The 23186-nt window shown below is 46.3% G+C and carries 22 protein-coding genes, 1 tRNA gene and 1 riboswitch; all 23 genes read right to left on the bottom strand.

The window, feature by feature from the left end; translation table 11 throughout:
- Nucleotides 1-44: 44 nt before the first annotated feature.
- Complete coding sequence (gene clpX, locus QWY22_RS07650; protein ID WP_036806103.1) at nucleotides 45-1316, bottom strand: ATP-dependent protease ATP-binding subunit ClpX; 1272 nt, start codon at nucleotides 1314-1316, stop codon at nucleotides 45-47.
- A 299-nt stretch (nucleotides 1317-1615) separates the two neighbouring features.
- A complete protein-coding gene (tig, locus tag QWY22_RS07645) occupies nucleotides 1616-2929 on the bottom strand; it encodes a trigger factor (RefSeq protein WP_300983823.1) in 1314 nt (437 codons plus the stop codon).
- Nucleotides 2930-3032: 103 nt separating this feature from the next.
- The gene (locus QWY22_RS07640; RefSeq protein WP_300983822.1) at nucleotides 3033-4013 is read right to left on the bottom strand and encodes a tetratricopeptide repeat protein; all 981 of its coding nucleotides are present in this window, start codon (nucleotides 4011-4013) and stop codon (nucleotides 3033-3035) included.
- Nucleotides 4014-4187: 174 nt separating this feature from the next.
- The gene (gene spx / locus QWY22_RS07635) at nucleotides 4188-4580 is read right to left on the bottom strand and encodes a transcriptional regulator Spx (protein ID WP_224075792.1); all 393 of its coding nucleotides are present in this window, start codon (nucleotides 4578-4580) and stop codon (nucleotides 4188-4190) included.
- The gene (locus tag QWY22_RS07630; RefSeq protein ID WP_300983821.1) at nucleotides 4577-5239 is read right to left on the bottom strand and encodes a TetR/AcrR family transcriptional regulator; all 663 of its coding nucleotides are present in this window, start codon (nucleotides 5237-5239) and stop codon (nucleotides 4577-4579) included. Before QWY22_RS07630 ends, spx begins: the two co-directional genes overlap by 4 nt.
- A 149-nt stretch (nucleotides 5240-5388) precedes the next feature.
- The gene (locus QWY22_RS07625) at nucleotides 5389-5688 is read right to left on the bottom strand and encodes a TIGR04104 family putative zinc finger protein (RefSeq protein WP_300983819.1); all 300 of its coding nucleotides are present in this window, start codon (nucleotides 5686-5688) and stop codon (nucleotides 5389-5391) included.
- A gap of 174 nt (nucleotides 5689-5862) precedes the next feature.
- Nucleotides 5863-5936: transfer RNA gene (locus QWY22_RS07620), tRNA-Arg, on the bottom strand.
- A gap of 135 nt (nucleotides 5937-6071) precedes the next feature.
- Nucleotides 6072-6677 carry an XTP/dITP diphosphatase gene (locus QWY22_RS07615; RefSeq protein WP_300983818.1) on the bottom strand — a complete coding sequence of 202 codons (606 nt, stop codon included), beginning with the start codon at nucleotides 6675-6677 and terminating at the stop codon, nucleotides 6072-6074.
- Nucleotides 6674-7423: a ribonuclease PH gene (rph, locus tag QWY22_RS07610; RefSeq protein ID WP_300983817.1), complete on the bottom strand. Its 750-nt coding sequence runs from the start codon at nucleotides 7421-7423 to the stop codon at nucleotides 6674-6676. Before rph ends, QWY22_RS07615 begins: the two co-directional genes overlap by 4 nt.
- 80 nt (nucleotides 7424-7503) lie before the next feature.
- Nucleotides 7504-8307, bottom strand: a complete 804-nt coding sequence (racE, locus tag QWY22_RS07605) for a glutamate racemase (RefSeq protein ID WP_300983816.1) — start codon at nucleotides 8305-8307, stop codon at nucleotides 7504-7506.
- Between the two features lie 16 nt (nucleotides 8308-8323).
- Nucleotides 8324-8776, bottom strand: coding sequence for a MarR family winged helix-turn-helix transcriptional regulator (locus QWY22_RS07600; RefSeq protein WP_036806084.1), 453 nt, complete (start codon nucleotides 8774-8776; stop codon nucleotides 8324-8326).
- Nucleotides 8777-8850: 74 nt separating this feature from the next.
- Nucleotides 8851-9318, bottom strand: a complete 468-nt coding sequence (locus tag QWY22_RS07595; protein WP_300983815.1) for an acyl-CoA thioesterase — start codon at nucleotides 9316-9318, stop codon at nucleotides 8851-8853.
- Between the two features lie 285 nt (nucleotides 9319-9603).
- Nucleotides 9604-10374, bottom strand: a complete 771-nt coding sequence (sdhB, locus tag QWY22_RS07590; RefSeq protein ID WP_036806078.1) for a succinate dehydrogenase iron-sulfur subunit — start codon at nucleotides 10372-10374, stop codon at nucleotides 9604-9606.
- An 18-nt stretch (nucleotides 10375-10392) separates the two neighbouring features.
- Nucleotides 10393-12141: a succinate dehydrogenase flavoprotein subunit gene (gene sdhA / locus QWY22_RS07585; protein WP_300983814.1), complete on the bottom strand. Its 1749-nt coding sequence runs from the start codon at nucleotides 12139-12141 to the stop codon at nucleotides 10393-10395.
- Nucleotides 12142-12186: 45 nt separating this feature from the next.
- Nucleotides 12187-12801, bottom strand: coding sequence for a succinate dehydrogenase cytochrome b558 subunit (locus tag QWY22_RS07580; protein WP_300984350.1), 615 nt, complete (start codon nucleotides 12799-12801; stop codon nucleotides 12187-12189).
- A gap of 636 nt (nucleotides 12802-13437) precedes the next feature.
- Entirely contained in the window at nucleotides 13438-14652 is a 1215-nt protein-coding gene (locus QWY22_RS07575; protein ID WP_300983813.1) for an aspartate kinase, read from the bottom strand.
- Nucleotides 14653-14777: 125 nt separating this feature from the next.
- A riboswitch (Lysine riboswitch) is annotated at nucleotides 14778-14953 on the bottom strand.
- A gap of 37 nt (nucleotides 14954-14990) precedes the next feature.
- Entirely contained in the window at nucleotides 14991-16787 is a 1797-nt protein-coding gene (uvrC, locus tag QWY22_RS07570; RefSeq protein ID WP_300983812.1) for an excinuclease ABC subunit UvrC, read from the bottom strand.
- 46 nt (nucleotides 16788-16833) lie between these two features.
- On the bottom strand, nucleotides 16834-17148 hold the full coding sequence (trxA, locus tag QWY22_RS07565) for a thioredoxin (RefSeq protein ID WP_036806063.1): 315 nt from the start codon (nucleotides 17146-17148) through the stop codon (nucleotides 16834-16836).
- Between the two features lie 385 nt (nucleotides 17149-17533).
- Nucleotides 17534-18499, bottom strand: a complete 966-nt coding sequence (locus QWY22_RS07560; protein WP_300983811.1) for an electron transfer flavoprotein subunit alpha/FixB family protein — start codon at nucleotides 18497-18499, stop codon at nucleotides 17534-17536.
- A 468-nt stretch (nucleotides 18500-18967) separates the two neighbouring features.
- The gene (locus tag QWY22_RS07555; protein ID WP_300983810.1) at nucleotides 18968-19741 is read right to left on the bottom strand and encodes an electron transfer flavoprotein subunit beta/FixA family protein; all 774 of its coding nucleotides are present in this window, start codon (nucleotides 19739-19741) and stop codon (nucleotides 18968-18970) included.
- A gap of 20 nt (nucleotides 19742-19761) precedes the next feature.
- On the bottom strand, nucleotides 19762-20535 hold the full coding sequence (locus QWY22_RS07550) for an enoyl-CoA hydratase (RefSeq protein WP_300983809.1): 774 nt from the start codon (nucleotides 20533-20535) through the stop codon (nucleotides 19762-19764).
- A 17-nt stretch (nucleotides 20536-20552) separates the two neighbouring features.
- Complete coding sequence (gene fadR / locus QWY22_RS07545; RefSeq protein ID WP_036806272.1) at nucleotides 20553-21137, bottom strand: fatty acid metabolism transcriptional regulator FadR; 585 nt, start codon at nucleotides 21135-21137, stop codon at nucleotides 20553-20555.
- Nucleotides 21138-21357: 220 nt separating this feature from the next.
- Nucleotides 21358-23049: an AMP-binding protein gene (locus tag QWY22_RS07540; RefSeq protein ID WP_300983808.1), complete on the bottom strand. Its 1692-nt coding sequence runs from the start codon at nucleotides 23047-23049 to the stop codon at nucleotides 21358-21360.
- Nucleotides 23050-23186 lie beyond the last annotated feature (137 nt).

Here is a 23186-nt window from a genome sequence, read left to right as displayed (position 1 = left end):
CACCCCACCATGGAGCAAAGGCTCACATAGAACGGCGTTTCACATTATGCGGATGTTTTTTCGTTGTCTTTTTCGTCGTATTCAGAGCCATCTTCTAAGATGAGTCTCGGCATTTCGTTTTTTGTCACCGTGTCTTTTGTGATGACGCATTCGACGATGTCTTCGCGTGAAGGCAAGTCGAACATAACTTCAAGCATGATGTTCTCAATGATTGAACGGAGTCCGCGGGCACCTGTTTTGCGTTCAATTGCCAATTTCGCAATTTCCACCAAGGCGTCTTCTTCGAACGTCAATTCGACATCGTCAAGTTCCATCATTTTTTGGTATTGTTTGATCAATGCATTTTTCGGCTCAGTCAAAATCTGAACTAGTGCATTTTCATCCAATTGCTCAAGGCTCGCCAATACCGGCAAACGGCCGATAAATTCAGGAATTAAACCGAACTTCAGCAAATCTTCCGGAATCAATTGGCTAAGAAGCGACTTCTCGTCCAGTTCTTCTTTGTTTGGATCTGCACCAAAACCGATGACTTTGTTGCCCAAACGGCGTTTGATGATTTGATCGACTCCGTCAAATGCACCACCGACGATGAACAAGACGTTCGTCGTATCGATTTGGATAAATTCCTGATGAGGATGCTTGCGTCCGCCTTGTGGGGGAACGCTTGCCGTTGTGCCTTCCAGGATTTTCAGCAATGCCTGCTGAACGCCTTCACCTGATACATCACGTGTGATGGACGGGTTTTCGGATTTGCGGGCCACTTTATCGATTTCATCGATATAGATGATGCCTTTTTCCGCGCGTTCCACATCGTAGTCTGCAGCTTGGATCAGCTTCAAGAGGATGTTCTCAACATCTTCCCCAACATAACCCGCTTCAGTTAACGAAGTTGCATCTGCAATTGCAAACGGCACATTCAGGATGCGCGCTAAAGTTTGCGCGAGCAAAGTTTTCCCGCTTCCTGTCGGCCCAATCAAGACGATATTGGATTTCGACAACTCGACATCATCGATCTTGCTGTTGGAATTGACGCGTTTGTAATGGTTGTATACTGCTACAGCCAAAGACTTTTTCGCTTTTTCCTGGCCGATGACATAGCCGTTAAGAATGTCCAAAATCTCTTTTGGTTTTGGCACTTCTTTGAATTCCACTGCTTCTTCTGTACCCAGCTCTTCTTCTACGATTTCCGTACAAAGCTCAATACATTCGTCACAAATATATACACCCGGTCCTGCAACCAGTTTGCGAACCTGTTCTTGCGGTTTTCCGCAGAATGAACATTTTAAATGGTCTTTTTCATCATTGAATTTGAACAATGTATTCACCCCTATTCAAGCCATAATATTACAAGATTATGCTTATTGTAGCAACTAATTAGAATTACTACAAAAAGAATGCTTCGTTAATATTTGCTTTACTAATCTTCGTCTGAAGGTTTTCAGCAAAATCCCTCGGTTTGCCATGAGCAGCACCGCCATTTTGCCGTCTACCTCTTAAAAAACCATAGAATCGTTCAAGTACAGCAACAAGTTTATGTAATTCTTATTTTATTCTATGTAGAGGAAAACAAGGCACGTCGCCGTGCCTTGTTTTCTATGAAGCTTATGTGTGTTGATTATTCAGCGTCTTCAACGTTTTCCACTTCAGTTGTGATCTTAGCGTTTTCCACTAGGAATTCAACTGTGTTTTGCATGCGGATGTCGTTTTCAAGCATTTCAGTGCCGCCTAAAGCAGTTTTGATTTGCTCGATGTCCATATTGAACTGGCCAGACATTTTTTCAAGTTCTTTGTCGATGTCTTCTGAAGTGACTTCCATGTTCTCTGCTTCAGCAATTGCTTCAAGCACTAGAGATACACGTACGCGCGTTTCAGCATCGTCATGCATTTGAGCACGCAAAGCTTCTTCGTCTTGGCCTGAGAATTGGTAGTAAAGGTCAAGGTTCATGCCTTGCTGAGTCAAACGCTGTTCGAATTCCTGCATCATGCGGTCCATTTCAGTGTGGATCATGGCATGCGGAAGGTCGATTGTTGCATTTTCAGCTGCTTTTTGAACTAGCTCGTCGCGAAGTGCTGCATCCGCGTTTGCTTTTTTCTGTTCAGCCAATGTTTCTTTCATTTTTGTGCGAAGCGCTTCTAGGCTTTCAACTTCTGGGTCGATTTCTTTAGCGAATTCGTCATCAAGTTCTGGAAGCTCTTTTGCTTTTACTTCGTTTACTTTCACTTTGAACGTTGCAGCTTTTCCTGCAAGTTCAGCAGCATGGTATTCTTCAGGGAAAGTGACTTCAACGTCTTTTTCTTCTCCTGTTTTTGCACCGATCAATTGCTCTTCAAAGCCTGGGATGAATGAGTTTGAACCGATTTCAAGAGAATAGCTTTCTCCCTTGCCGCCTTCAAAAGCTTCTCCATCAACAAAACCTTCAAAGTCGATCACTGCAGTGTCGCCTTCAACGATTGCTTCGTCTTCTTTAACAGCAAGCTCAGCAAAACGTTCTTGGTTTTCTTTTAATTGGTTTTCGATTTCTTCGTCAGTTACGTCTGTAGCTGGCTGAGAAACTTCAAGGCCTTTGTATTCGCCAAGCTGAACTTCCGGCTTAACCGTTACTTTAGCTGTGAACACAAGCGGCTGTCCTTTTTCAAGAGTGACAATATCGATTTCCGGGCGGTCAACCGGGTTAAGGCCTGCTTCTTCAACAGCGTTTGCGTAAGCATCCGGCAAGATGAAGTCTAGGGCATCCTGGTAAAGTGATTCTGCGCCAAAGCGCTGTTCGAACATCTGGCGTGGCATTTTCCCTTTACGGAAACCTGGTACGTTAATTTCTTTAACGACTTTTTTGAACGCTTTGTCCAATCCTGCATTTACTTCTTCTGCAGATACTTCTACTGTAAGTGTTCCTGTGTTACCTTCTTGCTTTTCCCATTTTGCTGACATTTATAAGCCCTCCAAACATTTTCTACAAAGTCATATTACCCGTTTTATACGAATTTTGACAACTTCAATATTATAGCATAGATGCCACTATGTTCAACTATTTCTACCCATTGCGCAACTCAAACCATTGTTCGGCATGAAAAATCAGGCTCAACAGTTCCGAGTCGCCGGAAAAATTCATTTCTCCGGTGAACAATTGGTCCAGGTAACTAAGATAGACGTCTGCCACTTCCGCTTCATCGTATCCATCCCATTGGAACGGATAAAACAAATAAATGTGGCGCTCAAATAATTCCTGGACCATCTCCAGGCGGGTCGGATCTTTTTCCAGCATCTCTTCCATCATCCGTTTGATGTCTTGGACGCGCGGATTGTTGATCGGATCCGGCAGATTCGCTACTGAAAACTCCTTTTCGTAATGGAATTTCTCCACCGTCACACGGGCTTTCACTTTCTCCTGGTGGAGCATGAACAATATGTATGTCTTCGCCAATAAATCGGTTTCCGGATGCTGCACAATTTCAACCAAGCTAGATTTCAACATGTCGTAGCTTGCCGGCGGCAAATCCATGATCAGCCTTTCCTGCTGGTGCGGAGACAGCTTGACGAAATTTTCCGGCACGTATTGGGTAAGGTCAATTTTCACATGGGCTTTTTTCGCCGCAATGCGCTCATTCAAATCACGCAGCTGCAGAAACTGCGCCAGCCGTTCTTCCGGCAGGACTTTTTCTTCAATCAGAACTTCAATCATTCGTTCCGCTTCTTCAAATTCCCGCACTTGCATTAAAATGCTTATGTATAATTCCATTGTCTCCAGGTAATGCACAGGACCAACTTTCAGCAGCTCCCGGCACACTTCAAGCGCTTCCTCGTATTCCCCCAACTCAAACAAGCAATATGCATATGCACCCAGTGCCCCGGCATGTTCCGGTTCATAAGACAGCACCTGGTACAGCTTATCGCGAGCGTCTTCGTAATTCTCTTCTTTCAGCAGCGCCATGCCTTCCGTCAGCAAGCGATTGATTGTATTCGGAAATACGATTACGTTGCCTTTGCGCTGCAGCTCCCTATATTTTTTTCGCATAAAAACACCCCGTTTGTACTGTCTATCATACCATACCGGGATTTTGCGGGAAAATAAAATAACAGGCGTTTTAGAAATTTTAGCATGGAGAAACCCTCCTCCATGCTCCTTTTTCGGAAATTGCCGGTCTTTCCATACAACCAAAAACAAGGAGCCTGTGTGGAAGGCTCCTTGTTACATACCTAATAAAGTTTGGAATTGATTTGTACGGAACCAGCGGGGAAGAAATTGGCGAATTTCATCATCGTTATAGCCGACTTGCAGCTTTTTTCCATCATGAAGGATAGGCAGACGCAGCACACCGGGGTTATCTTGGATGACTTGATACAATTGGGGCATCGATAAACTGTCGAAATCGAGTTTTAACTTCTTAATGGCATAAGCTTTTTTTGAAATGATTTCTTCGGTGCCTTCGTTGGTTAAAGACAGGATTTCCTGAATTTCTTCAATCGTAATCGGGGTAGTGGAAATGTTTTTCTCGACATATGGAATATTGTACTCGTTGAGCCAAGCAATGGCTTTCCGGCAAGAAGTGTTGCTCGTTGCGGTAAATAGTTTTGCTTTCATCTGTTCACGGTCCTTTCCATATCTTTTATTTTTCCGGAGCGCATTTGTTCAATAATGTCCGGCGGAAACAATGTCCGGCAAAATACTTTGGCAAACTCTTTATAATCCACGGATACGCCTTCATTCTTACGGTTTTGAAGCTTTTCCATCATCGACTGCAAGCACCAAGTCAAAGTTTCGATGTCAATGTCCGGCCACATGAGCCCTTTTTTCTGAAGCGTTTGCAGATGGTCAAGCACTTTTCCCTGCATGTGCATTTTTGCTTCATTGACCACTTCGGCAAGTTCAGCATCTTTCAATAAAAGTTCCGGCATCAGCTTCCGCAGGTTTTTTTCATTGATCTTGTGGTAATGCATTTCCAAGCGACCCGCCAACAGCTTTTCCGGGTCCCCGCTTTTCCATTCCAAATCGAGAGGCATCATGGAATCTATCTGGTTGTCGATCAGCGTCATCAGCAATTGCCGCTTATCGGAAAAATACCGGTAAAACGTTCCCGTCGCCACTTTCGCATGGGCCGCAATTTCTTTCGCTGTTGTATGTTCAAATCCTTTTTCATTGAATAGCAGTTTCGCACTTTCAATCAATGCTTCTCTTTTCTGTTTTGAACGCAGTTGTTTTGGAAACGTCGGGAAATCTCCGACAAGGTTTTCGTGCTGCATTTCCTCACCTCATAGATAAGAATAACACGCCAACCCCCAAAACATGAACTCTGGTTCATGTTTTATTCATCTTTTTTTGCAGAATTGCTTCACATTTTCGCCAATAAATAAAAAAAAGACCAAGTTTTTTCCTTGAGCCGGGAACCTCCCTACCAAAGAGGCTCTTCTTCACTCGAAAGTTCGGTAAGAAATGGCATAAAGACCATACTGGCAATAAAGAATATGAAGATAAGGGTGATGTTAAAAAGCGGTTCGATCGATGTCACGGCATTCAATAAAAGCGGCAAAAGGATTACCAGATTGAGCAGGCTGATTCTTTTCCGTGACTTTTTGGATATGTACTGTAATTTCCCGCATATTGGACACTCTAGTTTATTGCTCAAAGTGAAAGTCTTTTTTATCGTTTGTTTCCAAGTCCACCGGGTTCTGCAATAGCTGCATATTGGCATTGGGATCAACTCCTGTTACTTTATAATACGAACAGAAGCCGAAATGGTTTCATTTTCCAGCCATTCCTTGAAAACTATTGCCCGCAATCGGGATACTATTATTGCTGAATACGCAAATAAAAAAAGCCTTGAAGCGTTTTGCTTCAAGGCTTTCTTTTATGTACATTTCTATAACGTCCCAGGAGAGATTCGAACTCCCGACCGACGCCTTAGAAGGGCGTTGCTCTATCCAGCTGAGCTACTGGGACAAGGCTTTCTTAGCAGCCAAACTTCAGCGCCCTCTTACGATGGACGTTTGAGCTTTTCTACTGAAAGACAATTTTAATTATAGAAATGATTTCCGGAAAAGTCAATGCTATTTTAAAAAAACATTAAAATAAATGTTATTCGTTTGATAGTAACCATTCAGGCATTGCCTGCTGTAATTTCTGTAAGGCATTGCCGCGGTGTGAAATGGCCGCTTTTTCTTCCGGCTTCAATTCCGCCATGGCACGCCCTTCTGAAGGCACCCAAAAGATCGGATCGTAGCCGAAGCCGTTTTCGCCGCGGCGCTCAAGCAAGATTTCCCCTTCGCATGAGCCTGAGAAAGTGACGGTTTTCTGGTTCGGTGCCGCAACTGCTAACACACAACGGAAACGGGCAGTGCGTTCGTTTTCCGGAACCTCTCCCAATTTCCCGAGCACTTTGTCGATATTGGCATTGTCGTCTTTCGGCTCGCCGGCGTAGCGTGCAGAATAAACGCCAGGTTCGCCGTTTAAAGCATCAATCTCAAGTCCCGAGTCGTCTGCGATTACCGGCATTTGAAGTGCTTCCGCAGCCCCTTCAGCCTTCAGAATCGCGTTCTCTTCAAACGTAACGCCTGTTTCTTCAATGTCCAAGTCTTTGGCAACATCCTGCAACGTTAATACATCATAACCAAACGGACGCAGCAAGGCTTCAAAATCTCTCGCTTTCCCTAAGTTCTGAGTAGCAATCAATACTTTTTTCATAGACTTGATTTCACCTCTTCGCCTACACGATTGGCCAATTCGCCAAGCACTTCTTTTTGTTTCGAAATCAATTGGCGGATTCCCGATTCGCCAAGATCGAGCATTTCATTCAGCTGTGCACGTGAAAACGTCGCTTCTTCGCCTGTTCCCTGAAGTTCCACAAAATGGCCAGCTCCTGTCATAACAAGGTTCATATCGACTTCTGCAGATGAATCCTCCACGTAGTTCAAGTCTAAAATGGCTCCGTGTTCCGCGTTGATGCCGACGCTTGTTGCCGCTAAGAAATCGGTTACCGGAAATGTGGTTAAATTTAATTTTCCGATAGCCATCGTCATCGCTACAAAAGCACCGGTGATCGAAGCGGTGCGTGTGCCGCCATCTGCCTGGATTACGTCGCAGTCGATCCAAAGCGTGCGTTCGCCCAATTTCTCGAGGTCAACCACTGCGCGCAGTGCACGGCCAATCAGGCGCTGGATTTCCATTGTCCGGCCGCCGATTTTTCCGGCAGAAGACTCACGGCGGTTTCGGCTATTGGTTGCCCGCGGCAGCATTGAGTATTCAGCGGTGACCCATCCCTTGCCTTGCCCTCTAAGGAATGGCGGCACTTTGTCTTCAATGGTCGCTGTGCAAATTACTTTCGTCTGCCCGACCGTGATCAACACCGATCCTTCCGGGTGGATCAAATAATCCACGTCCATCTGTACCGGACGCAATTCGTCTGTTTGTCTTTCATCTATTCGTGTCATGTTAAAATTCCTCCTCGTATATGCTTACCTAGCGTATCATATTTGCTCTTCTACAGCCAAAAACCTGACAGCCGGAGCTATCAGGTTTTTGGGAACCGAATGGAATGGATGACGGGTTCTTCGATCTTCAGCCATTTCTCGATAATGGTCTGAAAAATCGGCAGCGAGCCGGATGTATAGAAATGATGCACCGGCGGCCGTTTCCAGTCAGCGAATTTTTGGGCGAACCGGAGATGCCGTTCCACATCTTTCGCTGTTTCCTGCGCAGAGGACACCACTTGAACCCCTTCTCCAAACACTTCTTCGATGAAGCCCTGGAGGAGCGGATAATGGGTGCATCCAAGAATCGCCGTATCAAAGGTTTCTCCTTCAATTTGGGACAGTGTTTCCCCGACCATTTTGCGGGCAAATTCCCCTTCGTATTCGTCACTTTCCACAAGCGGCACAAATCGCGGACAGGCAAGCTGAACCACATGCGCTGACGACACCAGCGACTTGATTGCTTTTTCATACGCACCGCTTTGCACCGTTCCAAGCGTTCCAAGAACAGCAATATTCTTGGATGAAGAGTTTTTCACCGCCGCCCGGGCACCCGGGAAAATCACCCCGATTACGGGAATCGGCAGTTTCTTTTGCAGCGAATTCAAAGCTGCTGCTGTTGCGGTATTGCAGGCGATGACCAGCATTTTGATCCGTTTCTTCATCAATGCCTGTGCCATCTGCCACGTGTACTGCTTGACTTCCTGAAGGGATCTCGGGCCATACGGGCACCGGGCATTGTCCCCTATGTAATAAATCTGTTCATTTGGCAGGAGTTTCATAATTTCCTTTGCAACTGTCAATCCGCCTACTCCTGAATCAATTACTCCAATTGGCGCATTCACGTTCATCGCCTCAATTCTATTTCATGTTGTTGTGAAGTTTCTCAAGCAAGAATGATAATTGCTCCACTTCGTCTCCGTCGAAATCAGCGAGAACATTTTCCAAATAATCCTGGCGTTTCTTAATTACTTCTTCAATGATGCGTTCGCCTTCTTTTAACAGCTTAATGCGTACGACGCGTCGATCCTGCTCTTCACGGATGCGGACAACCAATTCGTTCTTTTCCATGCGGTCGACCAGATCCGTCGTTGTACTGAATGCCAGATACATTTTATTGGAGAGGTCTCCAATGGTCATGTCCCCATGCTCAAAAAGCCATTGCAACGCAACAAACTGCGGAGGAGTAATGGTATAGGAATTTAAGATTTCCCGGCCTTTTTGCTTGATGATGCCGGCGATATACCGAAGTTCTTTTTCCAGAAACGCGATCCGTTCCGGATCATGGAGATTCGTTTGGTTGTTATCATTCATTGAAATCAACACTCCTTGGCTACGATCTACTATAACTATAGTGACGCTTTTTTATTCATAACGCAAGAACTCACTTAATTTTTCGAAGAAATTAAGCGTTTATTTGTGAAAAGTTCTTTCTCTTGTCCGGTCCACGGATGGCCTTTGCCGGTTTTTTTCGAAATCTGCACCATCGCTCCGCGGCCGGTAAAGCAGGTCTCCCCTTTTTCATTGGTGACCCAGTAATGCACGTCGATTGAAGAATTGCCGACCGACTCCACTTTAACGTGAACTTCCAGCTTTTCATCGAAATAAACCTGCTGGGTGTAATCCACTTGGATATCCGCCACAACCGGGAACAACTCATTGCCGCCTGTCAGCCAGCTTTGCATCAAGCCCAGTTCTTTCATGTATTCGATGCGTGCAAATTCAAAATACGTAATCGGTACAGTGTTATTGACATGCCCAAACATATCCGTTTCCGAGAAACGGACCTGAACCGGCGCTGAAAAATGAAATCCTTTTTTCCACTCCTTAAAATCCTTGATGTAAGCTGCTTTCATAAATGAACCTCCACCCATCTCTTTGTTTTTTTAGTATAGCAAATATTCCGAAGGGAAGGTTGCGGCATTTGTCCTATAAACAAAATAAAAACCCTGCCGAGGCAGGGTTTTGGGTCGTAGTAGACGATAAGAAAAGGAAGAAGTTTCTCCGCTTTTCTTGTTGTCTAGCTGCAGTGCCCAGATTCTAGGGACATAAGCCACTCCGGCTGTGCGGCTGAAAACACGCCGCTTCGCCAGATCGTCTTATGCCCGTCGAATCTGCACGGGCACTTCCGCTTTTCTTTACTAGTCCACCATTCTGTCGCTTCCGAAGAAGTTGCGGAACATTTGAACAGTTGTGTCGCGGTTCAAAGCAGCGATTGAAGTTGTCAAAGGAATTCCTTTTGGACAAGATTCAACACAGTTTTGAGAGTTACCGCAGCTTGCTAATCCGCCTTCGCCCATGATGGCATTCAAGCGGGCGTCTTTGTTCATGGCGCCTGTTGGGTGCGCATTCATAAGACGTACTTGTGAAAGTGGAGCTGGTCCGATGAAATCGGATTTATCGTTGACGTTCGGGCATGCTTCCAAGCATACGCCGCAAGTCATACATTTAGACAATTCGTAAGCCCATTGGCGTTTGCGTTCAGGCATACGCGGCCCTTCACCAAGGTCATGAGTTCCGTCAATCGGAATCCATGCTTTGACTTTTTTCAACGAATCGAACATACGGCTGCGGTCAACGACCAAGTCGCGGACTACAGGGAATGTCTTCATCGGCTGAAGGCGGATCGGCTGTTCCAATTGATCGACAAGTGCTGTACACGACTGGCGTGCTTTGCCGTTGATGACCATTGAACATGCGCCACACACTTCTTCCAGGCAGTTCATGTCCCATGTTACAGGAGTGGTTTTTTTCCCTTCCATGTTAACTGGGTTCCGGCGAATTTCCATCAATGCCGAAATGACATTCATGTTCGCACGATATGGTAATTCGAACTTCTCCATGTACGACTCTTCGTTCGTGGAGTTTCTGCGTTCGATTTCAAATATAACCGTTTTTGCTGCTTCACCCATGGTAAAATAGCTCCCTTCTTAGTGTTTCGCTGAGTAATCACGTTTACGAGGCTCAATCAACGAAACATCGACGTCTTGATAAGAGAAAATCGGCGCGTCGTATCCATTAAATTTCGCCATCGTTGTTTTCAAAAATTCTTCGTCGTTGCGTTCCGGGAAATCAGGCTTGTAATGAGCGCCGCGGCTTTCGTTGCGGTTTAATGCTCCAAGAGTGATCACTCGTGCTAAATGTAGCATATTTTTCAACTGACGTGTAAACATAGCGCCTTGGTTGCTCCAAAGCTGCGTATCGGTAATGCTGATGTGGTTGAAACGCTCAAGCAGCTCCTGGATTTTTTCATCCGTCGCTTGCAGTCGATCGTTGTAGCGAACAACGGTTACGTTGTCCGTCATCCATTCGCCAAGCTCTTTGTGAAGTACATACGCATTCTCTGTACCGTCAAGAGCAAGGATTTCTTCCCATTTGCGCTGCTCTTCAGCAACTGCACGTTCGAAAATGTCTGAAGGAAGGTCTTCTGCAAGAACTTCTAAGCCTTCGATATACTCCAATGCGTTCGGCCCTGCTACCATACCGCCGTAAACAGCAGATAGAAGCGAGTTAGCACCTAGACGGTTTGCACCGTGCTGGGAGTAATCACATTCACCGGCAGCAAGAACGCCCGGAATGCTTGTGAACTGATGGTCATCAACCCATAAACCGCCCATTGAATAGTGGACAGCCGGGAAGATTTTCATCGGTACTTTGCGAGGGTCATCACCTGTGAATTTCTCGTAAATCTCGATGATGCCGCCTAGTTTAATGTCCAATTCTTTTGGATCTTTGTGTGATAGATCCAAATAAACCATGTTTTCGCCGTTGATTCCTAGCTTTTGGTTAACACAGACATCGAAGATTTCGCGTGTTGCGATATCACGAGGCACTAAGTTACCATAAGCTGGATATTTTTCTTCCAGGAAGTACCAAGGCTTGCCATCTTTATACGTCCAGATACGTCCGCCTTCACCGCGTGCAGATTCGGACATTAGACGAAGTTTATCGTCTCCTGGAATTGCTGTCGGGTGAATTTGGATGAATTCGCCGTTCGCATAATACGCGCCTTGCTGATAAACGATGGAAGCTGCAGATCCCGTGTTGATGACCGAGTTTGTTGATTTGCCGAAGATGATCCCCGGTCCGCCAGTTGCCATAATGACAGCATCCGCACGGAAAGCTTGGATTTCCATCGTAGTCATGTTTTGTGCAGTAATCCCGCGGCCTACGCCTTGGTCATCCAGCACCAGGCCAAGGAATTCCCAGCCTTCGTATTTTGTAACCAATCCGCTCACTTCGTGGCGGCGAACTTGCTCGTCTAGAGCGTAAAGCAATTGCTGGCCTGTTGTCGCGCCTGCGAAAGCTGTTCTGTGGTGCATTGTTCCGCCAAAACGGCGGAAGTCAAGAAGTCCTTCCGGAGTCCGGTTGAACATAACGCCCATGCGGTCAAACAAACGGATAATCGCTGGTGCAGCATCCGCCATTGCTTTAACCGGACGCTGGTTCGCTAGGAAGTCTCCACCATAGACCGTATCGTCAAAGTGAATATCCGGTGAATCTCCTTCACCTTTTGTATTTACAGCCCCGTTTATCCCGCCTTGAGCACAAACCGAGTGGGATCTTTTAACTGGGACGATCGAAAATAAATCAACGGGTGAGCCTGCTTCGGCTGCTTTAACAGCTGCCATCAGTCCTGCAAGGCCGCCCCCGACAATAATAAGTTTGCCTTTCGCCATTTCGGTATTCACTCCTCTTTTAATTCACCAATAATCCAATCGTTCTTAAACGAACGCGAATAAAGCTCTGATACCAATAATTGAAAGCACAACAAACACTAGAAGCGTGAAATAAGTTGCGCCGCGTTGAGCTTTTTCAGACTGCGTGATTCCCCAAGTAACAAGGAAAGACCAAAGTCCGTTAGCCAAGTGGAATGTTGCCGCTAGAACACCGACAATATAAAACGCTAACATTAATGGATTGCTTAAAATGTTTTCCATCATGTTAAAGTCCGCTTCAGCCGCATTGCCGATCGCAACTTGGAAACGAGTTTCAAACACGTGCCATGCGATAAAGATCACAAGGAAAACCCCTGTATAGCGTTGTGCTGTGAACAATGCATTGCGCATGTAGCTGTATTTGCCCACATTGTGTTTTGAAGTAAACGCTATGTATAAACCGTAGAAAGCATGATACAACAACGGTAAATAAATAACGAAAATCTCCAAGAAGATGACGAATGGAAGATTCGCCATGAAGTGAGACGCATTATTGAATGACGATTCACCCTGCGTTGCAAAATGGTTGACGATTAAGTGCTGCGTCAAGAACAGTCCGATCGGAATAATTCCGAGTAAAGAGTGTAACCTACGCAATAAAAATTCTCGATTTTCCAAAATTTTACCTCCCTCAAGACATTGTTACGCAGCAAAAAAAAGACAATCGTTCAAAGACGAAAGCTTTTTCTAACTGCCTTACATCATGATACAAAATTATGACATATTTATTGTACTCTCCGATAATAGGAGCGTCAAGGCAACCGAAGGTTTTTGTCTATGATTCTTAATCATAATTTATTATATTAAAATCAAATTTTCATCCTTTTTGAAAACGGTTCCTTTTTCGCTGCTTCAGCCTCGAATTTTACTGTTAATGACATAGAGACTGTTTGGTCTGGAGATACTAGAGGAATATGCTATTCTATTTCTGTTTGTAGAATGTGAATTTTATCACAAAAAATATACTTCAGCTATTCTGGTAAGGATTAAGCTATTTTTTTCTATACTCCTATAACAATTCTGCTTTACCGCGTTAAAAGGGAGATGCATTGTCATTTTTCTGACATATATAATAACATGGCAGTCTTTATCTTTGTTCAAACTGGCCATTTACTTTCGTAATCCGGTCCAATCCACTAAATGAAATCCTCTGTTCTTCTTTGCTCCAGCAGAAGGCAAACCCGAACCGCTTAATACATGGGCATCAGCAAAACAAAAAAGCGCCCGCTCACGAGCGGACGCTTTCCCTCTATTCGCTTATTCCGATAAGCCGAATGCATCGTGCAGCGCATTGGCGGCTTCTTTCATATCCGTTCCCGGTACGACGACGGAAATTTTAATTTCCGACGTACTGACCATTTTGACTGGAATGCCCTGGACTCGGAGAATGTCGAACATTTGCGCCGCCACGCCAGGATTGGAAACCATGCCGGAACCGACAATGGAAACTTTTGATAAGCCGACTTCGTAATTCGCCGCTGAGAAGCGGATGTCTTCCTGGAATTCGTTCAGTACGCGTTTTGTTTCTTCGAGGCTTTCTTCTTTGATGGAGAAAGACACCGACGGCGGAAATTCGTCCGTGATGCTTTGCACAATGATGTCCACATCAATGTGGTGTTCGGCCAGCTTCGTAAAAATATTGGCCAGTGAACCATTGAACGGTTTTTTATACGAAACGGTTACCCGTGCAATGCCCGGTTCAAATGCAACGCCGCGAACGATTAAGTTTTTCTCCACAGTGATCACCTCTTGTATGATTGTGCCCGGTTCGTCCGAATAGCTGGCTCGGACGGATAACGGGACTTTATTGTTTTTCGCAAATTCTACAGCACGCGGATGCAGGACGCCTGCACCCAGATTGGCAAGTTCAAGCATTTCGTCATACGAGATCTGCTCAAGTTTGCGTGCGCCGGTCACGGAACGCGGATCGGACGTGTACACACCGTCCACATCGGTATAAATCTCGCATTTGTCTGCACCAAGTGCGGCAGCGAGCGCCACAGCAGTCGTATCAGAACCGCCGCGGCCAAGCGTCGTAATGTTGCCGATCCGGTCCACTCCCTGGAATCCGGCAACCACACAAATATAGCCGTTATCAAGCACCCGTTCCAGCCGCTCGGTGTGGATGGTTTCAATGCGGGCGTTGCGCGGAACAGATTCCGTTTCAATGCCTGCTTGCCAGCCGGTAAACGACAGCGCTTCATGGCCCAACGATTTAAACGCCATCGCCAACAGTGAAATGGTCACTTGTTCGCCAGTAGCGAGCAGCATGTCCATTTCCCGTTTTGACGGCTCCGCTGATATCTCTCCTGCCAATGCTAGCAGTGTATCAGTCGTTTTGCCCATTGCGGACACAACAATCACGACCCGATGGCCTTTTTCTTTTTCCCGGATTGCCCGTTTGGCGACACCGATGATTTTTTCCGGTGTTGCCACAGAAGTCCCGCCAAATTTCATTACGACTGTTTTCATGTCCATTCACTCCCACATTTTTAAGATGTGGCTCTCAGCATGCCAAGTTTGGCAATAAAAAAAGGCAGCTCGCTGCGCCTGCAGCAAACTACCTCTTTTATCATGTACGAATACGAAAAACGTCCATGTGAGATAGCCCTCCAGAGATTGACTCTGACAGCCCGGCACTTCTTAAATGCCGAACCAGCACACGGGTTTGCAACCACTCCGCACACTTCGGCGACCGCCCCTTTTTCCAAACCTCACAGATTTTGCAAATCTCCGAATGGATACTATTGACGTTCGCGCCTCTATCATCACTTTTCCAAGTGATTCAATTATGTTTTTACGATAGCATGTTATTGCTCGCTTGGCAATGCCTGCTGGGCAAAATGCTGCTGGATGGATGTCGCAAGGCTTAGCGGCATGCCCGCTTCCTTCAACTCATCTACTGTCGCTTCTTTGATTTTCTTGACGGAACCGAAATGCTTCAGCAGCTGCTGTTTGCGTTTTGGCCCGACGCCTTCCAAGTTATCGAGGGCCGACTGGATCGAATTCTTCCCGCGCAGCTGGCGGTGGAACGTGATGACGAACCGGTGAACTTCGTCCTGGATGCGCTGCAATAGATAAAACGCTTCACTCGTACGCTTCAGCGGCACCACTTCAATCGGATCTCCGTAAAGCAGCTGGGACGTCTGGTGCTTGGCGTCTTTTGCCAGGCCGGCGATCGGAATCGACAAGCCCAGTTCGTCTTCCAAGATTTCACGTGCGGACTCCATTTGCCCTTTCCCGCCGTCAATGACAATCAAATCCGGCAAAGGCAGGCCGTCTTTCAACACACGCGAATAGCGGCGCCGAATCACTTCCCGCATAGCGGCATAATCATCCGGTTTTGACGCATTGCGGGTTTTGTATTTGCGGTAGTCTTTTTTCGATGGCTTGCCGTCGATAAATGTGATCATCGCGGATACGGCGTCGGCTCCCTGAATATGCGAGTTATCGAATGCTTCAATGCGGAGTGGAGTGGCGATATTCATCGCTTCGCCAAGCTCCAAGCAAGCTCCGACCGTCCGCTCTTCTTGGCGCTCCAACAGCCCGAACTTTTCCTTGATGGCAATGTCGGCATTTTTCTTCGCCAGTTCCACCAAGTCTTTTTTCTTGCCGCGCTGCGGCACCAGCACCCGGATATCAAGCCATTCGCGCACCAGGTCCGCATCGACGCCTTCCGGCACCAGCACTTCGTTCGGTTTCATATGGTGCGACTGCTCGTAGAATTGCCCGAGGTACGTCATGAATTCGTCCTGCGGGTCGCGGTACAGCGGAAACAGCGAAACGTCCCGTTCGATCAGTTTGCCTTGGCGCACGAAAAACACCTGCACGCACATCCAGCCTTTGTCGACTGCATAGGCAAATACATCGCGGTTGGTAAAATCGTTCATCGCCATTTTCTGTTTTTCCATAACCGTTTCAATATGCGAGATTTGGTCGCGGTATTCCTTCGCCCGCTCAAACTCCAGGTTTTCGGAAGCCTCAGACATTTTTTCGACGAGCTGCTCTTTCACTTCCCGGAATCCGCCGTTCAGGAATTTCGTAATGCCGTCGATCATTTCCTGGTATGTTTCCTTTTCCACCGGTTTGATGCACGGCGCCAGGCACTGCCCCATATGGTAATAAAGGCAGGCGCGGTCCGGCATCGTGTGGCATTTCCGGAGCGGATACAGCCGGTCGAGCAATTTCTTCGTTTCACTTGCCGCGTAGGCATTTGGATAAGGTCCGAAGTATTTGCCTTTATCGCGCTTAACTTGGCGCGTAATGATCAACTTCGGATGGCGCTCACCCGTAATTTTCAAGTACGGATAGGTTTTGTCGTCTTTCAGCATGATATTGTATTTCGGATCATGCTTTTTGATCAAATTCAATTCCAAAATCAATGCTTCTTTTTCGGAATTGGTGACGATATATTCAAAATCCACGATTTCCCCTACCAACCGCTGCGTTTTGGCGTCATGGCTTCCCGTAAAATACGACCGCACGCGGTTTTTCAGCACCTTTGCCTTGCCGACATAGATAATCGTATTTTGGCGGTCTTTCATTAGATAACAGCCGGGCTGGTCGGGAAGGATTGCTAATTTATGTTGAATCAGTTCGTTTGCCATAGTCTCACCCTATTAAAAAACCGGGCCACCAGGACCCGGTTTAGAATTATGCGTGTTGATTAACCAATTCTGCCAAAGCTTCTTTTGGTCTGAATCCAACCACTTTGTCAACTGTTTCTCCGTCTTTCATCAATAGAAGAGTCGGAATTGACATGATGCCGTATTTGCCGGCAGTTTCTTGGTTTTCGTCGACGTCTACTTTTACGATTTTTACTTTATCGCTCATTTCAGCGTCTAATTCTTCCAATACTGGAGCAATCATTTTACAAGGTCCGCACCATGTAGCCCAAAAATCTACTAATACTAAACCTTCTGAGATTTCTTGTGAAAAGTTCTGATCTGTTCCGTGTACAATTGCCATGAATAATTCCTCCTTAGTAGTGTAACCAAACTATGCTCTGATTATAGCATGCCGAAATTCGCCTAGCTATTTATTTGCCTAATGCTTCTTTACCCGGAAAATACGGGGAATAAACGGAAAACTAAGCCGTTTCATTCGCTTCAGCCAGACGCTTTCCGCGGGCACGGCTTCAGCCGCTTCCTTCGCTTCGCTCAGTCCAGTTTCTTCAGCTCGTGCTATCCCGCAGGAGTCGCTGCCTTTCGCTCATTTCACTATTTACTGCATTAAAGTTCGGCTTCTATATAACAAGAGCGAAGGCACTATATAATCTTTAAAAGAAATAGAGGTTATCTAAAAAGTCGGTAAAATGACTTTCTAGACAACCCCTTTCTTTTAAATTTCTATATTACATAACCTTTTTAAATTCTTCAGTCAACATTGGAATAACTTCAAACAAGTCGCCCACGATGCCGTAATCTGCGACTTTGAAAATATTCGCTTCTGGATCTTTGTTGATTGCCACGATGACTTTCGAGTTGGACATGCCAGCCAAATGCTGGATGGCTCCTGAAATGCCGGCTGCAATGTAAAGGTCCGGTGTTACCACTTTTCCTGTTTGGCCGATTTGCAGCGAGTAGTCCACGTAATCCGCGTCACAAGCTCCACGCGAAGCGCCTACAGCGCCGCCAAGCAAGTTCGCCAATTCCTGAAGCGGTGCAAAACCGTCTGCACTCTTCACGCCGCGGCCTCCTGCAATAATCACTTTCGCTTCGGAAAGGTCAACCCCTTCAGCGGATTTGCGGACAACGTTTTTGATGATTGTGCGCAAGTTTGTGATGTCAACAGACAATGAGCTAACGTCGCCTGAACGTTCTTCTCTTGCAAGCGGTGCGATGTTGTTCGGACGTACCGTGAAGAACAACACACCATCTTTGTTTTTCACTTTTTCAAACGCTTTACCAGAGAAGATCGGACGAACAAATACAGCATCATCGCCTTCGCCTTCAATAGCAGTTACGTCAGAAATCAAACCGGATTGCAACTTCGTTGCAATTTTCGGCGACAAGTCTTTGCCGACCGCTGTGTGGCCGAAAACAAGTGCTTCCGGGCTTTCCTGTTCGACAACTGCCATAAGTGCCTGGCCATAGCCATCAGATGTATAGTGCTTCAAATGCGGGTGTTCGACTGTTACTACACGGTCCGCACCGTAGTTTACCAATTCTGCTCCAAATTCGCTGACAGCGTCCCCTAGCAGGACAGCTACCACTTCTCCGCCATCAGAAACTTGTTTTGCAGCAGCAATTGCTTCGAATGAGACATTGCGCAACGCGCCTTCGCGCGTTTCCGCCAATACTAATACTTTTTTCGACATAGTCCGTTTACCCCCTAAGTAGATGTGAAAATGTATGGAACGAAATCGTTGCGGTTAAAGATGAAGCAAGCTAATTATCAGGTCGCTTCCGCTTTTCTTTATTGTCCAGCTCCGGTGCCCAGCTCCTCGAGACGCTTCAGACAGGTCTGTGATGGCAAAGAGCGCCATCCCTGCCCAGTCTTCCAGCGCTTGTCGGGGCTGAACGGGACCTCTGCTTTTCTTATTGTCCAGCTGCGGCGACCAGATTCTCGGGTCATAAGCCACTTTGGCTGTGCGGCTGAAAACACGCCGCTTCGCCAAATCGTCTTATGCCTGTCGAATCTAAACGGTCGCCTCCGCTTTTCTTATTGTCCAGCTTCAATGGCCAGGCCCTCGGGGTCATAAGTCGTTCCGGCTGTGTGGCAAAAAGCGCCACTTCGCTGAATCGCCTTATGCCTGTCGGACCTTAACGGCCATTTCCGCTTTTCTTTATATAACTTTCGCTTCGTTGCGAAGCAGGCTGACCAATTCAGATACTTGGTTTGTCAAATCGCCTTCAAGGACGCGGCCTGCAGCTTTTTTCGGCGGCAAGTAAACTTCAATTGTTTCTGTTTTCGCTTCTACATCGTCTTCTTCGATATCCAGGTCATCCAGTTCCAGTTCTTCAAGCGGCTTTTTCTTTGCTTTCATGATTCCTGGAAGTGATGGATAACGCGGTTCGTTCAAGCCTTGCTGTGCAGTTACCAACAATGGCAATGACGTTTCAAGTTCTTCTGCATCCCCTTCGATGTCGCGGACGATCGTTACAGTAGAACCATCGATTTTCAAATCAGTGATCGTTGTTACGTAGTTGATGCCGAGCAAATCAGCTACGCGAGGCCCGACTTGTCCAGATCCGCCGTCAATAGCGACGTTCCCTGTCAAAATCAGATCCGGCTCTTTGTCTTTCAAGTATTCAGCCAGTATGTACGCAGAAGTAAACTGGTCCATTTCTTCTAAATCATCTTCAATATTGATCAAAACTGCTTTGTCAGCACCCATAGCCAATGCTGTGCGCAGCTGTTTTTCAGCTTCTTCTCCGCCCATTGTGACAACTGTTACTTCCCCGCCGTGCTCATCGCGGACAGTGATGGCTTCTTCAATCGCGTATTCATCGTATGGATTAATGATGAATTCCGCGCCGTCTTCCTGGATTTTGCCACCAGAAACGACGATTTTTTCTTCTGTGTCAAACGTACGTTTTACCAATACATAAATGTTCATGAACGTAAACCTCCCAAGTATTATTTCCCTTTAAATTGTGCTTCGCGTTTTTCCAGGAAAGCCTGGATGCCTTCTTTTGCGTCTTCCGATACGAAGACGGTGCCGAATGATTCCGCCTCGGCGTCTACCCCTTCAAAATAAGAAGCAGGCTTCGCGTATTGCAGCATCTGGATTGCCGCTTTTACCGATACCGGGCTTTTCTTCGCAATTTTCTTTGCAATTGAAAGCGTTTCCGAAAGTAAGTCCTCTTCGGCATAAGCCCGGTTCGCAAGCCCCAGTTGAGCCGCTTCCGTGCCTGAAATCGGATCGCTCGTCAACAGCATTTCAGCTGCTTTCGCCACTCCGACGTATCTCGGCAGACGCTGTGTGCCTGCAAAACCAGGAATCAGCCCAAGCTGAAGTTCCGGCAATCCCAGTTTAGCATTTTCTGAAACGAATCGCATGTGGCAGCTCATCGCCAATTCAAGCCCTCCGCCAAGCGCTGCACCGTGAATTGCTGCAATCACCGGTTTGTGGAAAGTTTCAACACGTTCGAAAACCTGTTGGCCACTCGCTGATAATTTCGAAAATTCTTCGCCTGAAGAAACTTCTGTAAACTCTTTGATGTCTGCTCCAGCAGAAAAGAAACGGCCTTCTCCGTGCAATAAGACCACACGGACTTCATCGTCATTTTCCACTTCGTTCAACAGCTGGTCCACTTCAAGAATGAGTGAACGCGATAAAGCATTTGCCGGCGGGCGGTTGATTGTAGCTATCGCCACACCGTCTTCTTTTTTCCAACTGATAAATTCCATCCAATGAGCCCCTTTCTTTAAGCGCGCATCCCCTTCATCAACAAGCGATGAACTTTCGGCGCCAAATCGACTAAATCATATTTATGATCGTTCATTACCCAAGTGGTAATCGTCTCATCCATTGTACCAAAAACCATTTGCCTTGCGAGTCTGATGTCCATATCTTTGTCAAATTCGCCATCTTCCATCCCTTTGACTAAAATCTTGTCCATCTGCAATAAATATTCCCGCAACACACCATTTATTTTCATGCGGATCTCATGGTTGGACTGCCTGAGTTCGAGCTGGGTGACGATGGCGAGATGCAGATCGCCTGAAAGAAGTCCGAAGTGGCTTTCGATCATCAACCGGAGCTTTTCGGAAGCCGATACTTCTTGTGTAAGAATGTGTTCCAGCTTCTCGACGAACATGCCCATTTTTTCCTGAAAAACAGAAATGAGGATATCCTCTTTGTTTTTGAAATATAAATAAATCGTTCCGTCCGCAACTCCGGCCTGTTTCGCAATCTTCGAGACCTGCGCTTGATGATAGCCATTTTCAGCAATAACAATCACTGCTGCATCAACGATTTGCTTGTATTTCGGTTTATCCTTCTTTACCAATTCATCACCACCCAAAAAAAATATGAAAATATGAATGGCGGTTCATTCATATTTTCATATTATAGTTAATTTACTATTGTGTCAAGCTTTTGTCTGCTTTAACAGCCAGTAACTCTCCCACTTCTTCAAGCGAAAGATCTGCTGGCCGTAAAAGTTCGAATGGATGGACTCGCAATCAGCAGGGACGGAGAAAATCCCCACTGATTGCAATTTCTCTTTGTCACGATGGCACGGCTTCGTCCTGCTTGGCAATTTCTTCATCAACCAGTGAACGCCGCAGAATTTTTCCGACTGCTGTTTTTGGCAGCTCTTTGCGGAACTCGTAAATGCGCGGTACTTTGAACGAAGCTAGATGCTCTCGGCAATACGTGTTGAATTCTTCTTCTGATACATTATACCCTTCTTTTTGCACAATGTATGCTTTCACCGTTTCTCCGCGGTAGGCATCCGGCACTCCGGCAACTACGCATTCCTGAACGGCTTCGTGTTCATACAGCACTTCTTCAATTTCGCGTGGATAGATGTTAAAACCGCCGGCGATGATCATGTCTTTTTTGCGGTCGACGATAAAGAAGAACCCTTCCTCATTCATGTACCCAAGGTCGCCAGTCAAGAGCCAGCCGTCTACAATGGTTGCAGCTGTATCTTCAGGGCGGTTCCAGTAGCCTTTCATCACTTGCGGCCCTTTGATCGCTATTTCACCAATTTGGCCGTTCGGCACCGGATCAGTGGTTCCAGGAAGGAAAATTTTGCAGTCGGTATCCGGGTACGGCATTCCAATCGAACCTTTAACCCGTTCTCCCCACAGCAAATTGGAATGCGTAACCGGTGAAGTTTCCGTCAGCCCGTAGCCTTCCACCAGTTTTCCGCCAGTCAGCTTTTCAAACTTCTCTTGAACTTCCGCAGGGAGAGGTGCAGAACCGCTGAGGCAGGCTTCAATCGATGACAAATCGTATTTTCCGATATCCGGATGGTTCATCAAGCCAATGTAAAGCGTTGGCGCCCCAGGGAACAGCGTCGGTTTTTGCTTGTTGATCGTCTTCAATGCCGTTTCCGGTTCGAATTTCGGCAATAGCACCATGCGGTTGCCTTGCATGACGGAAAGAATCAAGACGGTCGTCAATCCGTATACATGGAACAGCGGAATGATGCCCATAATCGTTTCTTCGCCATTTGTTCCTTTATACAGCCAGCTGTCGCACATCGTCGCATTGGAAATCAAGTTTTTATGCGTTAGCATAACCCCTTTTGGTGAACCGGTAGTGCCCCCGGTATATTGTAGAAGCGCTAAATCCTCTTCAAAATCAAACGGCGTTTTCGCGACTTCGGTTGAAGCGGTTTTCATGATTTCCGTAAACAAATGGTTGATGCCCCGGTGTTCGACTTTCACCGTCATGCCGTACTGTTTTTTCTGCACCATCGGATAGACCAGGTTTTTAGGGAACGGCAGGTAGTCTTTGATGCCGGTAATGATGACGTTTTCCAACTTTGTTTCCTTGACCACTTTCGAAATGCGCGGGAACAGAATATCGAGCGATACAATGGCCTTGGCGCCTGAATCGTTCATCTGATAAGCGATTTCCCTTTCGGTATAAAGCGGGTTGGTCATGACTACGACGCCGCCGGCATACAAGACTCCGTAAAAGCTGATCACAGCTTGCGGACAATTGGGCAGCATAATGGAAACGCGGTCCCCTTTTTTGATGCCAAGCGTCTGCAAGTAATTGGCGAAGCGTTTTGAGGAATCGTACAGTTCGTGGTAAGTTACGTCTTTTCCTAAAAAGTGAATGGCCACTTTTTCCGGAAACTTTTCATATGCATGTGTTAAGTATTCCTGGACTGGCATGCTTGGATACGAAAGAGTGTGAGGCACTTCCGGCGGATAATGGGCGAGCCACGGCTTTTCAGTCATTCTTTTTTCCCCCTTTTAAACTCTGCAATAGTGCGAATATTCCTATTTTTATTATAGCGTTTCTTGATAGCGCTTTCAATAGTGAATGATGGCTCATTTCTGATATTCGTAAATTTATCTTTTCAGCTTCTTCATCC

Source organism: Planococcus liqunii (assembly GCF_030413595.1).
GTDB lineage: Bacteria > Bacillota > Bacilli > Bacillales_A > Planococcaceae > Planococcus > Planococcus liqunii.
The sequence above is the reverse complement of the archived record's forward strand: the minus strand, read 5'-3'. Positions and strand labels throughout refer to the sequence as shown.